Origin of the sequence: Micromonospora sp. NPDC049175 (genome assembly GCF_043197345.1) — a bacterium.
Classification (GTDB): domain Bacteria; phylum Actinomycetota; class Actinomycetes; order Mycobacteriales; family Micromonosporaceae; genus Micromonospora.
In genome coordinates this window covers 94,948-108,494 of sequence record NZ_JBICSY010000004.1, presented here as the reverse complement: position 1 = coordinate 108,494, position 13,547 = coordinate 94,948, and the positions used below count along the sequence as shown (strand labels likewise).

The 13,547-nt window shown below is 68.0% G+C and carries 15 protein-coding genes and 3 pseudogenes; 7 read left to right on the top strand and 11 right to left on the bottom strand.

Going from position 1 to position 13,547, the window contains the following annotated elements; all coding sequences use genetic code 11:
* Window positions 1-71: 71 nt before the first annotated feature.
* From ACGFH8_RS17670 to ACGFH8_RS17660, 3 genes and pseudogenes are all read right to left on the bottom strand, one after another.
* A pseudogene (locus ACGFH8_RS17670) lies at window positions 72-384 on the bottom strand (transposase); the annotation flags it as partial.
* Window positions 348-596, bottom strand: a complete 249-nt coding sequence (locus ACGFH8_RS17665; protein ID WP_393368134.1) for a transposase — start codon at window positions 594-596, stop codon at window positions 348-350. The gene ACGFH8_RS17665 and the pseudogene ACGFH8_RS17670, both read right to left, overlap by 37 nt.
* A gap of 66 nt (window positions 597-662) precedes the next feature.
* Window positions 663-1,682: an NADPH:quinone reductase gene (locus tag ACGFH8_RS17660; RefSeq protein WP_393368132.1), complete on the bottom strand. Its 1,020-nt coding sequence runs from the start codon at window positions 1,680-1,682 to the stop codon at window positions 663-665.
* Between the two features lie 98 nt (window positions 1,683-1,780).
* On the opposite strand from ACGFH8_RS17660, the gene ACGFH8_RS17655 reads away from it, so the two are divergent.
* Window positions 1,781-2,134 carry an ArsR/SmtB family transcription factor gene (locus tag ACGFH8_RS17655; protein ID WP_393368130.1) on the top strand — a complete coding sequence of 118 codons (354 nt, stop codon included), beginning with the start codon at window positions 1,781-1,783 and terminating at the stop codon, window positions 2,132-2,134.
* A 214-nt stretch (window positions 2,135-2,348) separates the two neighbouring features.
* On the opposite strand, the gene ACGFH8_RS17650 is transcribed toward ACGFH8_RS17655, so the two are convergent.
* A complete protein-coding gene (locus ACGFH8_RS17650; protein ID WP_393368129.1) occupies window positions 2,349-2,816 on the bottom strand; it encodes an ATP-binding protein in 468 nt (155 codons plus the stop codon).
* Between the two features lie 160 nt (window positions 2,817-2,976).
* Between ACGFH8_RS17650 and ACGFH8_RS17645 the strand changes: the two genes are divergently transcribed.
* Entirely contained in the window at window positions 2,977-4,203 is a 1,227-nt protein-coding gene (locus tag ACGFH8_RS17645; RefSeq protein ID WP_393368127.1) for a PP2C family protein-serine/threonine phosphatase, read from the top strand.
* 916 nt (window positions 4,204-5,119) lie between these two features.
* Here ACGFH8_RS17645 and ACGFH8_RS17640 read toward each other — a convergent pair.
* Window positions 5,120-5,851, bottom strand: coding sequence for a hypothetical protein (locus ACGFH8_RS17640; RefSeq protein WP_393368125.1), 732 nt, complete (start codon window positions 5,849-5,851; stop codon window positions 5,120-5,122).
* A 343-nt stretch (window positions 5,852-6,194) separates the two neighbouring features.
* Here ACGFH8_RS17640 and ACGFH8_RS17635 point away from each other — a divergent pair, with 343 nt between their 5' ends.
* Window positions 6,195-6,392: a hypothetical protein gene (locus ACGFH8_RS17635; protein WP_393368123.1), complete on the top strand. Its 198-nt coding sequence runs from the start codon at window positions 6,195-6,197 to the stop codon at window positions 6,390-6,392.
* 140 nt (window positions 6,393-6,532) lie between these two features.
* Here ACGFH8_RS17635 and ACGFH8_RS17630 read toward each other — a convergent pair whose 3' ends face one another.
* A complete protein-coding gene (locus ACGFH8_RS17630; RefSeq protein ID WP_393368121.1) occupies window positions 6,533-7,507 on the bottom strand; it encodes a GlxA family transcriptional regulator in 975 nt (324 codons plus the stop codon).
* A gap of 70 nt (window positions 7,508-7,577) precedes the next feature.
* On the opposite strand from ACGFH8_RS17630, the gene ACGFH8_RS17625 reads away from it, so the two are divergent.
* Together ACGFH8_RS17625 and ACGFH8_RS17620 are read left to right on the top strand one after the other, a co-directional pair.
* Window positions 7,578-8,558 carry an NADP-dependent oxidoreductase gene (locus tag ACGFH8_RS17625; protein WP_393368119.1) on the top strand — a complete coding sequence of 327 codons (981 nt, stop codon included), beginning with the start codon at window positions 7,578-7,580 and terminating at the stop codon, window positions 8,556-8,558.
* Between the two features lie 6 nt (window positions 8,559-8,564).
* Window positions 8,565-8,834, top strand: a pseudogene (locus ACGFH8_RS17620) (transposase); the annotation flags it as partial.
* Window positions 8,835-8,892: 58 nt separating this feature from the next.
* Here ACGFH8_RS17620 and ACGFH8_RS17615 read toward each other — a convergent pair.
* The 3 genes and pseudogenes from ACGFH8_RS17615 to ACGFH8_RS17605 all read right to left on the bottom strand — a co-directional run.
* Window positions 8,893-9,113 (bottom strand): annotated as a pseudogene (locus tag ACGFH8_RS17615) (transposase); the annotation flags it as partial.
* 67 nt (window positions 9,114-9,180) lie between these two features.
* Window positions 9,181-9,552: a hypothetical protein gene (locus ACGFH8_RS17610; RefSeq protein WP_393368118.1), complete on the bottom strand. Its 372-nt coding sequence runs from the start codon at window positions 9,550-9,552 to the stop codon at window positions 9,181-9,183.
* Window positions 9,549-9,974: a transposase gene (locus ACGFH8_RS17605; protein WP_393368116.1), complete on the bottom strand. Its 426-nt coding sequence runs from the start codon at window positions 9,972-9,974 to the stop codon at window positions 9,549-9,551. The genes ACGFH8_RS17610 and ACGFH8_RS17605 overlap by 4 nt, the downstream gene beginning before the upstream one ends.
* Window positions 9,975-10,469: 495 nt before the next feature.
* On the opposite strand from ACGFH8_RS17605, the gene ACGFH8_RS17600 reads away from it, so the two are divergent.
* A complete protein-coding gene (locus ACGFH8_RS17600) occupies window positions 10,470-11,063 on the top strand; it encodes a hypothetical protein (RefSeq protein ID WP_393368114.1) in 594 nt (197 codons plus the stop codon).
* Between the two features lie 246 nt (window positions 11,064-11,309).
* Complete coding sequence (locus tag ACGFH8_RS17595) at window positions 11,310-12,251, top strand: hypothetical protein (protein WP_393368112.1); 942 nt, start codon at window positions 11,310-11,312, stop codon at window positions 12,249-12,251.
* Between the two features lie 168 nt (window positions 12,252-12,419).
* Here the strand turns inward: ACGFH8_RS17595 and ACGFH8_RS17590 are convergent, their stop codons facing one another.
* Window positions 12,420-13,001, bottom strand: a complete 582-nt coding sequence (locus ACGFH8_RS17590) for a hypothetical protein (RefSeq protein WP_393368110.1) — start codon at window positions 12,999-13,001, stop codon at window positions 12,420-12,422.
* On the bottom strand, window positions 12,998-13,501 hold the full coding sequence (locus ACGFH8_RS17585; protein WP_393368108.1) for a hypothetical protein: 504 nt from the start codon (window positions 13,499-13,501) through the stop codon (window positions 12,998-13,000). The genes ACGFH8_RS17590 and ACGFH8_RS17585 overlap by 4 nt, the downstream gene beginning before the upstream one ends.
* Between the last annotated feature and the right edge of the window lie 46 nt (window positions 13,502-13,547).

Sequence of the window (13,547 nt, the reverse complement as noted above, 5' to 3'; positions counted from 1 at the left end):
CGCTCCGGCCTCGGTCGTTCGTCATCCGCGCAGCGCGCGATGGTCAGGATGGCCTGGAACCGGACGGCCAACTTGTCGTAGCGGGTGGCCACGCCGCGGTGGCGCTTGAGCCTGTTGATGCCGTTCTCGACGGCATATCGCATCCGGTAGAGGTCTCGGTCGAACTTCGGTGGGCGTCCACCGCGGCTGCCCTTGGCCTTGCGGTGGGCGTCCTGGTCGGTCCTGCTCGGGATGCACGCTTTTGATGCCACGCTTGCGCAGGTAGGCGCGGTTACCGCGGCCGGTGTACGCCTTGTCCGCCAGGACCAGCTCGGGGCAGGTGCGGGGCCGACCCACCCCGAGACGGGTCACCTTGATACGGCGCAGGACCGGGATGAATTGCGGCTGTCACCACGATCGTCCAGGTGATCCGGTCTTCCGCGTCTCCGGTGGCCTGTGACGCGGCCAGGATCTTGTCCCAGGTTCCATCGCGCTGCCAAACGACGGAACAGGTCGTAGAGCGTCTGCCATGGCCCGTACTCGGCCGGGACGTTACGCCAGGGCGACCCGATCCGGATCCACCCCCTGATCCCGTCGATGAGCTGCCGTTCTCCCACTTCGGCGGACGACCCTTCACCGACGCGGCAGGCAGGGCAAGCGGAGATGCGGTAGCTGGCTGAACTTCAGAGCGTGACGTCTACCAGCACCTTGCCGACCGCGCCGGCCTCCACTGCTCGGTGAGCGTCGGCGGTGCGGTGCAGCGGGAAGCGGTGCAGTGGCAGGCCGTGTTCTTCGCCGACCGGCAGGGCACCGTCGTGGAGAGCGGCGGTGACGTCCTCGACGGCTGCGGCGCGTGCCTGTGGGCCAGCCGTGTAGAGCACCAGGAACTGCAGGCGGGTGTTCAGCACCATGTTCTGCCCCACGTTCAGCTCGACCGTATGTCCGCCCTGGTTGGCGTACGTCGCAATCGTGCCGCGGGTACGCAGCACGGCGAGGTCCAGAGTGAGGTTCGCGCCCAGCGCCACCTCGGCGACGATGTCGATGCCGTCCGGGGCGATCGCACGGATGGCGGCGGCTGGGTCGCCCTCGCGATAGTTGATGACGTGGTGGGCACCGGCCGCGGTGGCGAGCTTCGCCTTCTGCGGGCCGCTGACCGTGCCGATCACGGTGGCGCCGGCCCATCGGGCAAGCTGGATCACTGCGTGCCCGACCGCGCCGGCCCCGCCGGCGGCGAGCACCACCTTGCCGTCGAGTACGCCGGGGTGTAGGCGGCGTGGCCCGTCCTCGGCGACGGTGAGTGCGCGGTGTGCGGTGAGCGCGGGGACGCCGAGCGAGGCGCCGACGTCGAAACTGGCCTCGTCTGGCAATGGCACGGCCTGATCGGCGGGTACGACGGTGAACTCGGCGGCGGTGCCGGTGGGCCGCCCGGCGGCGGCCATGAACAGCCACACCCGCTGACCGACCCGGCTCGGGTCGACGCCGTCACCGGCGGCGTCGATCACACCGGTGCCGTCGAGGTGCGGGGTGATCGCGGAGGACAGCTTGCGGTGGGCGGTGCCGGAGCGGGCCTGCCAGTCGGTCGGGTTGACCCCGGACACGGCAACCCGGACGCGGACCTCGCCGGGTGCGGGCGTGGGTCGGTCACGCTCGACGAGTTGGAGAACGTCGGGGCCGCCGGTGTCTCGGTAGATGATCGCCTTCATGATCAATCCTTTGTTCGATCTGCATCGTACCGTTCGAGCCGTGTCGAACAGTACGACGAGAGTCGAACATTCCGCAAGACGTCGCTAGGCTTCGTCTCGTGACCGAGGTGATCGAACCCGCCATCGAGACCGTGACGATCGACGTCGTGCTCAGCGCGCTTGCCGACCCGGTGCGGCTTACGCTCGTGCGCGCCCTCGACGCCGCTGGGGACTGGACCTGCGGCAGCGACGTCCTCAAGGACACCGGCGTCACCATCGGCAAGTCAACGCTGTCGCACCACATCAAGGTGCTGCGCGGTGCCGGCCTGATCCGCACGCGCGTCGACGGCATCCGCCGACTGGTCACGCTTCGCTACGCCGAGGTGGAACAACGCTTTCCCGGCCTGCTGACCATGCTCCGCGAACACGACCCTGCCCGTGCCGCAGCGAAGGCACCCGCCTCAACCCCATGACACGTGAACCGGGGAGGTGAATGGCGGGTCCCGTCGCGGCCCGGGGCCGCCGACCGCCGACCGCCGACCGCCGACCGCCGACCGCCGACCGCCGACCGATCGTGAGCTGACAGCCCAGTGCTTTCATTCGCAAACAGCGAGGTCAGGTCGAGAGTCAACGGACAGCTTGCGGCAATTTGCCTAACAGGTTGTGGCGGCAGATAAGGGGTAGCGGCTAGCCGACGTTGCGGGTGCGAGCCGCGATTCGGATCGTGGTGCCTGCGGGTCCGCTGGCGACGAGAAGGTAGTCGGCCATTTGCCCGACCATCCATAGGCCCATCCCTCCGCCGCCGGTCAAGGGCGGTCGCTCGGCGCCCGGAACGTAGTGAGCGGTGTTGAAGCCCCGCCCCTGGTCAGTCACTTCACACATGAGCTGACCGTCCAGGAGCAGGCATACAAAACCTCTACCTCCCCCATGTCGAATCGCGTTGATCAACAATTCGTTGACTGCGGTCACCCAGTCCTCAATCTCGTCGTGGCCGAGGCCGCACCGGCGACTGACTACCTCCACCTCGTTGCGAACGCGGGCGAGGTCCGTGAGGGCGAACGACGTCGAGAAAACGGGCCTCCCGGAGGTCGGCGCATGCTGGTCGCGAGGTGGGACCACCACTGCATCCCCTCTCCATCCGGACGTGGAGGCCATCGGCCTTGCCGATAGCGCGACAGAGTGTGGTCTCCGAAACGGGCTCACGGACGACAAGGCATCAATCCGACAGGAGAAGGTACCCCACGTCGAAGACGCGACACTGTTGATCTCGATCCCGGCGCGCCATCGACGGCGTGCCGACGTCTACGCTGCCTGAGTGGCCGGTGCCGAGGTGGTGACGAATGAGGAGCGGCTGCGTCGTATCGAGGCGATCACCGATGCCGCCCTGTCGGGCCTGGCCACCGCCGAGTTGCTCGACGAGTTACTCGAACGGGTCCGAGACCTGCTCAAGGTCGATACCGCCACCATCCTGCTGCTCGAGGGTCACACTGGCGAGCTCGTCGCGACAGCGGCGAAAGGGCTGGAGGAGGAGGTGCGCCGGGGCTTCCGCGTCCGGGTCGGACGCGGCTTCGCCGGCCGGGTGGCGGCCACACGGGCGCCGGTCACGATCTATGACGTCACGCCTGACGACGTGGTCAATCCCATCCTGCTCACCACGGGTGTACGTGCCCTGCTGGGCGTGCCCATGCTTGCCAACGGCAACCTCGTCGGCGTACTGCACGTCGGCTCCTTGACCCTGCGACAGTTCGGTCCCGACGATGTGCGGCTGTTACAACTCGTCGCCGATCGAGCCAGCTCCGCAGGCCAGGCCCGAGCGCAGATCCTCGACCGGCAGGCAGCGCTCGCCCTGCAACGCAGCCTGCTACCCGCCCGGCTACCCGAGATTCCCGGCCTAGACCTGGCCGCCCGGTACGTACCCGGCCACGACCTCGGCATCGGCGGTGACTGGTACGACGTCTTCATGTTGCCCTCGGGCTGGCTGGGTGCCGTCATCGGCGACGTCTCCGGCCACGGGCTGCCATCGGCCGTCGTCATGGGACGCATCCGCAGCGCGCTGCGTGCCTACGCACTCGATGCCGACGACCCCGCCAAGGCGCTGACCTCCCTCGACCGAAAGATCTACCACTTCGAGGCCGGCACCCTCACCACCGCCGTCTACGCGCTCATCGCACCCGACCACGCGACAGTTCACCTCTCCTGCGCAGGTCATCTGCCACCGCTGCTGGCTGTCCCCGGCCAACCCACCCAGCTCGTCAACCTGGCGGTGGACCGGCCACTCGGTGTGGGCCGACCAATGACCAGTCGCCGCACCACCGTTCTCGACCTGCCGCCGGGTGCAACGCTCGTCTTTTACACCGACGGACTCGTCGAACGCCGCAACGAACTGATCGACACCGGCATCGAGCGCCTCGCCGCGGCCGTGCGATCCGGGCCGGCCGAGGCATTGTGCGACCACATCATGGCCACCACCGCCGAGGACCAGCCCAACGACGACATCGCCCTGCTGGCCATCGGCCGCCAATCACCAACCGACGCTCGTTGACCTTCCGTACCGCGCCCCTGCCAGGCCGGCAACACCACCGCCTCGGCACCGGCCCCGTGCTGTTCACCCGCCGCCGGCAGCGCGCTGGTCGAACCGACTGACCGATAGTCCCCGTCAGGCAGGTCGGGTGGAGGTTCTCGCGTCGTGGATGAGCGCCACCCGGCAACTCGCGCATAGGCGTCGCCTGCACTTCTGGGGCGGACAGAACCTGTTGCAAGTTGGCCAGGTTCGCAAACATGAACGATGCCAACGACCACTCCGCAGCGGACAAGCCGGTCGCCCAGGTGAGCGAACGCGCGTTCGAGCTCCGCGGGTCCGACCGAGCCGATGACGGTCCGCCACACCTCCCGTGGGCTGTGGTACCCGTCGGTGCCCTCGATGAGGATTTCCAGGGTGGCGCTGGCCGCGATACCCGGAACGGGGTTTGTCGAGGCGGCGCGTCGCCTCCGCGCAGCGCCAGCGCTTCATGGGCACCAGGATGGCCATCGAAGACCAACAGGCCGTTGCGTCCGGACGGACGGGTTGTGCCTGCTTGACCAGCATGGCGACGATTTCGGAAGAAGATGGCCGGTCCGGTCCGGGCCGGGCTGGCTGGCTGGCTATGCGGGGAGCGGGTGTGCTGCGCCGTCGATGGATTCGCAGGTGGACAGTGCCGCTGGTCGGAATTGGCGCGGCGATCGTCATGGTGGGGGTGGCGGTTCTCAGCAACCAGGCGTACAGCGCGGGCCGACTCCACTGGTGGTGGCTGTCCGGTGCTCTGGTGACGGCTGCAGCTTGTGTTCGGACGCGTCGTGACGTCACTACCGCCCGGGATGACGGATTTCGGCCCAGGCCACGAACGCCGACGAGGTCGTCGCCGGCAAGGTGTCCGCCCTGTTCACCCGCGCCGAACCGCGAACCCCGCTTGAGAGCTCAGTCAACCGCCGGTGCCGCAGTCGGTGACGGGCTCAATGGACTGAGTGGTCGCAACAATCGTCAGATCCTGCTCGGCAAGCGTCGCAGACAGTTGTCGCAGGTCGGAACGTTGTCTCTCCCACAGCGCGTTGCCGTCGTGGAAACGCACAGCGTAGGTCAGCACGGCACCGTCTTCGGCGCTACGGCTTTCGGCGGCGGGCTGAGGGACCGGTGTGGCGACGTCGTTCAGCGCCGAGTCGATCTTGTCGGACATGACCGGCTCGGCCAGGTTCACTTTTGTCATCGTGCATGGCGGCAGGTCGGAGATCTGGACGCCGATCCGACGTTGGTGTGCCCCGGTGAACGCCCGGGTTTCCACGTGGGTGACCTGCACCATCTGGATGGTCACGTCCAGGAGGGGCACCGGTGAGCGGTTTTGGATGAAGACGGTGCCCCGGTCACGCCGGGTAGCCCACCAGGACACCTGTTCGGCGTACCGTCGCTCGAATCGATCCATGGCGAGACCGCTGACCTGCTGCTGGTCGCGGAGCGCGTCGATGGCGATGACCAGCGCCAGCGATGAGACGACAGTCGCGGTGAGTGCTGCAACCGTCTGGATCCAGTTAGCGATCGTTGCGGACCGCCCTGGCCGATCCTCTGCGCTGTGGCTGGGCGAAACGGGATCGGGCGGGACGACAGCGGGCGGACGTGCCCGGACGTACAGGCCGCTGCCATCGCGGATCCATCCGGACAACCCGCCACCTCGCCCTCGTTCGTCTCCCCATAGGAATGCTGCCCTCCCGGTCCATGATGTCGCCGGGGGGCAACCTGATGCGCTGGCCGCGGCCGTTCAGCCGCTTGGGAGGACGGTGTTGCGTTGGCGGATCGGTCGGCACGCCGAGCTGTGTCCGCGGGCGCTGGTCACTCGCGCGGGCGAGTTCGGTGATCGCGGCGGCCACCCGGGTCGCTGGTGGGGCATCGGTGGCGAGCGCGTAGCGTCCACCGAAGCGGGGTCCGCGGTGGTTGCCGGAGGTGGCGCCGGGAGTCGCGGCTGATGGGCGCCAGGCCGGCGTGGGCACCGCCTCATCGGCGTCGCCATGATCATGAACGCGGCCCCGATCCGCGACTCGGGCGATGAGCGAGAAACCGCGCAGGCCGCAGCGAACCTGTGGTCGCGGTTCGGCTACCTGGACGCCCGGGCCGACATGCTGCGCATGTTCGTCGGGGCGCTCGAGGTCGGCTACATGACGGCCCTGAGCGATGTCCGCGATGGCAACATCAACGTCGAGCTGTAGGGGGTTCCCATTGTCCGGGCGGGGAAATCAACGGATTGGCTGACCAGGGCAGTGTGTCGGTGGGAACGCGACATACCACGGTGATGCCGCGGCTCTACAGACCCGTTTGTCGTGTCGCCGTCGGGTCGCGGCTTCGCCGGTCAGGTCTTCGGGGCAGGGGCCTGAAACGTGCGTCGGTAGTGCTGCGGCGTGACTCTCAGCGCCGCGTGCAGGTGTTGCCGCAGCAGGGTGGCGCTGCCGAAGCCTGCTTCGGTGGCGATCCGTTCCACCGGCAGGTCGGTGCTCTCCAGCAGGGTCCGGGCGCGGTCGACGCGTAGGGCAATCAGCCATTGCAACGGTGTCACGCCCATCTCGGCGACGAAGCGTCGGCTGAAGGTCCGCTTCGTCATGGTGGCGTGCTGGGCCAGGTCGGCCAGGGAGAGTGGCTGGTCCAGCCGGGCCAGCGCCCACGCCCGGGTCGGGCCGGTTCCCGCCGACGACGCGGGCAGAGGCGGATGGGCGATGAACTGGGCCTGGCCGCCGTCTCGCCAAGGGGCCACGACGCAGCGGCGGGCGGCGTCGTTGGCGATCGACGCGCCGTGGTCGGTGCGCACGATGTGCAGAAACAGGTCGATACCGGCTGCCGCTCCCGCCGAGGTCAGGACACGACCGGCATCGACGAACAGCACGTCCGGGCGCATCTCGACGGCTGGGAACAGTGCGGCGAACCGGTCGCTCAGCGCCCAATGGGTGGTCGCGGCGAGCCCGTCGAGAAGGCCGGCCGCGGCGAGGATGAACGCCGATGTGCAGGTGCTCACGACGCGGGTGGCCGGATCCAGGGTGTGCAGCAGGTCGGCGACCCGGGGGTCGAGCTGGCCGGCGGTGAGCATGGCGGTGGACGGCTCCTGGGTGGCGACCACGATCGTGTCGGCCTGGGCGAGCGCGCGGCGGTCGTGCTGCACCTGGATCGTGAATCCGGCGTTGGTGCTGATCGGCGTGCCGTCGAGGGAGCAGGTGACGATGTCGTAGAGCGGCCGGCCGGCCGCGTCGTGCGCCTCGTTGAGCACCCGGGCCGGGATGCCGAGATCGAAGGGGATGACGCCGTCGAGGGCGAGCACGGCAACACGATGGGGCATGGCACGAATCTTACGCACTACGTCGTTATAGCCACTGTTGAAGGACGGCCGCGGTATCGAGACTGGGATCATGAGCGAGAACGTCACCATGAACGCGGTCCGTCAGCACACCTTCGGCGGTCCCGAGGTCCTGTCCGTCGAACGCGTCGAGCGCCCCGCGCCCCTGCCCACTGAGGTGTTGGTCCGGGTGCACGCCGCCGGTATCAACCCGGTCGACTGGAAGACCCGCGGTGGCACCGGCATGGCTGGGGTGCTCGGCGCGCCACCGTTCGTCCTGGGCTGGGACGTCGCCGGTGTGGTCGAGGAGGTCGGCTTCGGCGTCACCACCCTGGCCGCGGGCGACCGGGTCTACGGGATGCCCTGGTTCCCGCGGGCCGGCGGCGGTTACGCCGAGTACGTCACTGCGCCGTCGCGGCAGTTCGCTCGGATGCCCGCCGGCCGCTCGTTCGAGCAGGCGGCCGGCGTGCCCTTGGCCGGGCTGACCGCGTGGCAGGCGCTGGTGGACACCGCCGGCGTGCGGCCGGGGCAGCGGGTGTTGATCACCGCTGCTGCCGGTGGGGTGGGGCACCTCGCGGTGCAGTTCGCCAAGCACCTGGGCGCGTACGTGATCGCGGTCGCCGGCCCGCGCAACCAGCAGTGGCTTGCCGAACTGGGTGCCGACGAGGTCGTCGATTACACCACCGGCCGCTTCGAGAAGGAGGTCAGGGACGTCGACGTGGTGCTCGACCTGGTCGGTGACGCGTACGACGCCACCAGCACCCGGTCGGTCGAGACGCTGCGTCCGGGCGGGCTGTTGGTGGCCGTGCCGGCCGGGGTCTCGCCGGAGCTGGCCACGGTCGCGGCCGCCGCCGGAGTCCGCGTCACCGGCTTCCTGGTCGAGCCGGACGGTCCGGCGTTGGCGCGGATCGCCGCGCTGATCGAGCAGGGCACCGTCACCGTCGAGGTCGCCAAGGTCCTTGCGCTGGCCGAGGTCGCGGCCGCCCACCGCGAAGGCGAGCAGGGGCACACCCGGGGGAAGATCGTGCTCCGCGTCGCCGACGACCGGGCCTAGGCTCCCGTGCTTGTGGTGATCGATGAGACTGTGGGCTGGCGGGCGGGTCTGGATGATCTGCTGGCGCGGTTCGCGCACCGGTTCGGGCGTGCGGAGCCGCGCCGGCAGGCGCTTACCTACCTGGTCGGGCTGTTGTCACCGCTGGCGAGCAAGAACGGCTGGACCCTGGCCGAGGCCGCCGGCGATACCACGCCGGATCGGATGCAGCGGCTGCTCAACAAGTCAGCGTGGGCCCCGGACGCGGTCCGCGACGACCTGTTCGCCTACGTGGCGAAACATCTCGGTCACGACGACGGGGCGCTGATCGTCGACGAGACCGGCTTCCTGAAGAAGGGGATCTCTTTGAGTGTTGGAGTCGGCGCCAGCAGGTCATCCCCGAACCGAACCCGAGTTCCTGGGCAGGTACTCCCACGGAATCGCGGTGTAGAGCACGAACAGGATCCCGCACAACACCTTGCGGTCATCGAGGGGCGTACGGCCCGGGAACCGGCGCCGGCGAGGCGGTCGAGGTGGCAGCAGCGCTTCGATCTCGGCCCAGAGGTCGTCCGAGACGATCCACGGCGGCTGCTCACCCCTCCTCACGTCCCGGCGATTACGCCCAACATCATTTCGTTAGGAGATCTTAGTCGCTGATGTTGCCTGATCCGTAAGGGGTGCCCTCGATTTCCAGGCGGTACAAAGCGTAGAGGCCGTTCACTTTCCCACTGGTGCACCCGAAATAGGACACGCTCCCCGACTTGACGACCTTCCCGTTGTAGTAGTCGCGGATTCTGAAGGATTCGCCACCCTGAAATGGCGTACAGACATTGTACTTGATGTAGTGCCCCGATCCGTTCGCCGGAATGTAGTAGGTCTCGCACGATCCCGAGATCGGACCGCTGACGGTACAACTAACGGAGTTCGCGAATGCAGGCGCCACGATGAATGTGCTGGCCAACACTCCCACTGCGACCGCGGCAAGCATGCGTGCCTTCGAGCGCGCAATAGTAATCATAGATTCCCCTTCAACAATGGAAAAGGTCCACTGGAGACTAACTCACCATGAAGATCGAAGACAGGGCTGTGCAAATTACGGCTCCGCGAAGTCAACGGGAGTGTGGATCTAACGGTGTTTCCGGCCTGATCCATCGGGCGTTGTGCCTGGTGAGGCGGGTGCCGTGACGACCGCGACACTGAACGACCAGACCGGAGGTAAGAAGCGGGCGGAGCCGTCGGCTGAGGCGAAGGCCGCCGCCGAGCTGGTCCGGGGGTGGCGCAGCGGGTGCGTAGTCGCTGTTCGACGGGGTTGCGGAAGCCGAAGGCGTCGCGGGCGACGGTCTTGATGACACGGTTGGTGCCTTCGGAGCCGGCGTTGGTGATGCCGGTGCGGATGAATGCCAGGATGTGGGGCCACCAGGTCGGTCCAGACTGCGGCACGGGTAGTAACTCGCCATGCCTATGGCGTAAGGCTCAGGCCGGAGACGGCCGGGACCCTCGGGCAGCGGGGTACCCCTCCAAGTCGCCAACAGCTCGCCTCAACGACGCTCGCCAAGAGTTCTGCCGCGCGGTCCGCGCCCAGCTCGGCGCAGAAGACCCAGAGGCGGTTCTGCACGACGACTTAGAAGCCGGCCGGGCTCCAGACGGAGCTGCGGTGAGCCCTCCGTCGACAGGCAACGCCAGTCACCCGACGTCTCGCTACAAGTTCTGAGCGCTCCGTCCATGAGGCGGAAAGCGGTGGATCAGTGCCCGAGATCAGAGACGTGCGCGGACGCGCACCTCCCCGCCTGGAGAGAGGTTTTGCGGGCCGTGGAAGCGCACACTCGAGAACGGTCCACGATCGTCCGCATATGTCCGGCGGGAGGTGGGCCCACGTCACTTAGGTCGTCACAACGCCCGTGGTCGGACTCTCGTCCCACCATTAGCATAACGGACATGTCGATCGGAGGCGTTGTGATGGATGCGGGACTCACCGCGCTAGCAGTGGCCGTTGTCGGCGTCATAGGTACGCTCTTGTCCCCCGTCCTCGCTCAACGGTCCACCGCCCGGGCGAATCGGGTCGCGGCCGAGGTGGATCGGAAACTCCGTCGCGAGGAACGGGACGCCGTCGCCCGCCAGGTCGCGTTCGAGGAACGGCGGACCGAGTACACGGCGCTCAATGCATTGGCCCGTACGTGTCGGAACCAGTTCAAGGCGTGCGCTCGCTCTGCGAAGTCGAATGCGCTTGTTCCTGAGCAGGTGACTTCCGCGCGAGAGGCATGGATCGCGTACCAGGACCGGTACGACAGCGCGCAGATGATCTTGCCGGACGAGATACTCGCTCTCGCCTCGCAGCTCAACCGCTTATTAGCCGCGGGGTATCGACAGGTGCAGGGGCTCACCTCAGCCGATGGTCCCGACCCTGAGACGATCGTCGTTTTCTGCAATGGAACGATACTCGACCTGGTTACCCAAATGCGGCACTTGATGCGTACTGACCTGGGCGTGAGCATGTCGCTCGTCCCGTCCAGCCAAGGGCCTCAGGCGTAATTGGTCGCATCGTCCACTGTGCGCCAGCTCCATGGCAGGGTGACCTGATGTGCACGACCAACGACGCATTGTGCGTACGTGTGCCCAGCGCGTTGATCAATGAAATCCCGCCGGAGCGGGCCGCCGAGATGCCTCGCGATGCCCGTCCTTGATCGGACAACCCTCTTGTCGCCCGCGTTACTGATCGTCAGTTGCCGACTCCATATGGTGAGGGCTGTTGTTGATTCAGTACTTAGGAGGAGTTCCGTGACCCAACCGATCACCACCGGCACCGCGCCGGCCGCGCCGCAGAACGCGGTCATGGCGGCCTTCGCGGGCGGCACCCGTGTGGTTATGGCCGGCGAACTGCACTCCCGCATAAGGCACGACGAGGAGATCGCGATCTGGCGAGCACAGGGCGTCACGGTCCTGTACGAGGAGGGCGCGCTCCCCCTCCTCCCGGGTCACGGCCTGCCGGCCGCGATCGGACTCGACAGCCCGCTGATGGGTCTCGTCGCGTGCGCCGGCGAGATCGCCGGGCTGCTCACCGACGAGCACGTCGACGAGTGGGTTGCCGACGGCGACAGGAGTCGTCAGAAGAAGCTCGTCGACGACTTCGAGGCCGTCGACCTGGCGGCCGGCGACAGCTTCGCCGCGCTCAGGAAGGAGCTGGCGAGCACCGGCGCGAGCACGGACAGCCCCGCCGCCAAGAAGGGCGAGATGCTGCGCAACTACGTCCAGTCCATCACCGACACGGTCCGCACCTACCACCGCGCGACCCAGATGGACCGGATGCGGACGGCCGCCTCTACCCGGGCCGCTCTCAGGGTGAACGTCGTCGCCCTGCGGTCCGAGATCAAATCGGCGCTGCCGTTGGAGGACCCGAGCCTCGCCCAGTTCGCCGACCGACCAAAGGTCGCCCGATCGGCTGCCATGCTGCTGCGCCTGACCCGGTTCGCGCAGTACGCCGCTCAGCCGACGGTCTGGAAGGTCGGCGAGGACCACATAAGCGACGCCGTGGCGCTGGGCGGCGGTCACCTGGCACCGGTGCCGGATGCGCTCGTCATGCCCCGCCCGCAGTACATTGCCGCTTTCCGACAGTTCCTGGACCCGGTCCGTGTGGCCGAGACACAGCAGTTCTTTCGGGACAACCCGAACGCCGTCCGCCCCGTGATGCACTACATGTACGACAAGGGCTGGGTCTCCTGAAACGGAACGGGGTGCGCCACCGCGTTCGGTGGCGCATCCCGCTTGGGCCCGTGCTCGGGAGTTGGCGAGGTTCTCGTCCAGGGCGGTCACGAATTCGTCCGTGGTCTGCCACGTCACGTCCGGCGAAATCAGCGGGGCCAGGGCCTTTGTCATCTGGTGTTCGTGCGGTCAGGGTGCGAGGCAGGTGCCCTGAGGTAGCGGGCCGGCGGCGTGTACCTGGTCCGGATCCTTGTGGAGGCGCTGGTATCCGTAGACGCAGACCTGTCCGACGAGGACTCCGAAGGTGACGGTGTCGGCATCGGCGGGATCGTCGGGGCGGGCCAACCGGACCTGGGGGTGATTCTCGCTGACCGTCGCCAACAGTGACCTGACATGGTCCGGTGTCGCCGGTTGCTCGGCCCAGGCCATGACGGCGTCGCAGGGTTCGTGTGTGACGTTGCAGCGGTTGATGACGTTACCGGAGAGAGCGCGGGCGACGGACTGTCGGGCGGTCTCGGCGGCCCGTGCCTGAGCGGGGTCCAGCGGCGTGCGTCGGGCGAGGTCGGCGAGGAAGCGATCGCAGTAGTCGGCGTCGGCGTCGCTGTTCCTGATGCAGGCGACACCGGGTCGCGACGAACCGGGTGCGTCCTGGCCGGCGGATTTGCCGGTGGAGGCCGGCCCGCAGCCGCTGAGCGCGACGGTCACGATGGCCGCCCAGGACGCGAGTCGCCGGCGGCGGCGAGTCGGGTGCGGCGTGTTCGGTGGTGTCATGACCGGACGCTGGGCCAGTGCGGCCAGGACTGCCGGAGCTGCGGCGGCGTGTCGGCGGTGCGCGGCCATACCCGTAGCCGGTACACGTCGGCGGCGTCGTCGTCGTCAGCCTCGGGGAAACGGGCGGACACCCGCAGCCGGCACGGGCCGGCCTTGGTGAGGCGGGCGGTGCCGTCTTCTATCTCGCCGGTCGTGAGGAAGAGCTCCAGCCTCCCGCTCGGCGCGTCGATGTCGATGTCGACTTCGTGATCCCAGTCGTGTCGGTCGTCCGGCGGCTCGTCGGCCCATTCCTCGACGGTGAATGGGGTGCCGCTGCTGTCCGCGTGGGGTGTCACGATGGTCACGATGCCGTCGGCGGCGCCCACGAAGCGCCCGGATTCGACTGCGTCGTCCCACGAGTCGTCGAGGCCTGCCAGGTCGCCGCCTTCCGCGTCGCTGACCAGCACCTGGCCGTGTTGCACCCAGACCGACGCGCGATGGACCGCGAGTGGCACTGCCATGCCGGTCAATGTACCTCCGTAGCGGGGTGCGGCGGCTGCCGCCGCC

Coding starts and splice junctions, on each gene's coding strand:
- ACGFH8_RS17585 (WP_393368108.1), bottom strand. CDS start 13,501: ATGGCAGTGCCACTCGCGGTCCATCGCGCGTCGGTCTGGGTGCAACAC.
- ACGFH8_RS17635 (WP_393368123.1), top strand. CDS start 6,195: ATGATCATGAACGCGGCCCCGATCCGCGACTCGGGCGATGAGCGAGAA.
- ACGFH8_RS17610 (WP_393368118.1), bottom strand. CDS start 9,552: ATGATTACTATTGCGCGCTCGAAGGCACGCATGCTTGCCGCGGTCGCA.
- ACGFH8_RS17600 (WP_393368114.1), top strand. CDS start 10,470: ATGTCGATCGGAGGCGTTGTGATGGATGCGGGACTCACCGCGCTAGCA.
- ACGFH8_RS17650 (WP_393368129.1), bottom strand. CDS start 2,816: ATGGCCTCCACGTCCGGATGGAGAGGGGATGCAGTGGTGGTCCCACCT.
- ACGFH8_RS17660 (WP_393368132.1), bottom strand. CDS start 1,682: ATGAAGGCGATCATCTACCGAGACACCGGCGGCCCCGACGTTCTCCAA.
- ACGFH8_RS17625 (WP_393368119.1), top strand. CDS start 7,578: ATGAGCGAGAACGTCACCATGAACGCGGTCCGTCAGCACACCTTCGGC.
- ACGFH8_RS17630 (WP_393368121.1), bottom strand. CDS start 7,507: ATGCCCCATCGTGTTGCCGTGCTCGCCCTCGACGGCGTCATCCCCTTC.
- ACGFH8_RS17590 (WP_393368110.1), bottom strand. CDS start 13,001: ATGACACCACCGAACACGCCGCACCCGACTCGCCGCCGCCGGCGACTC.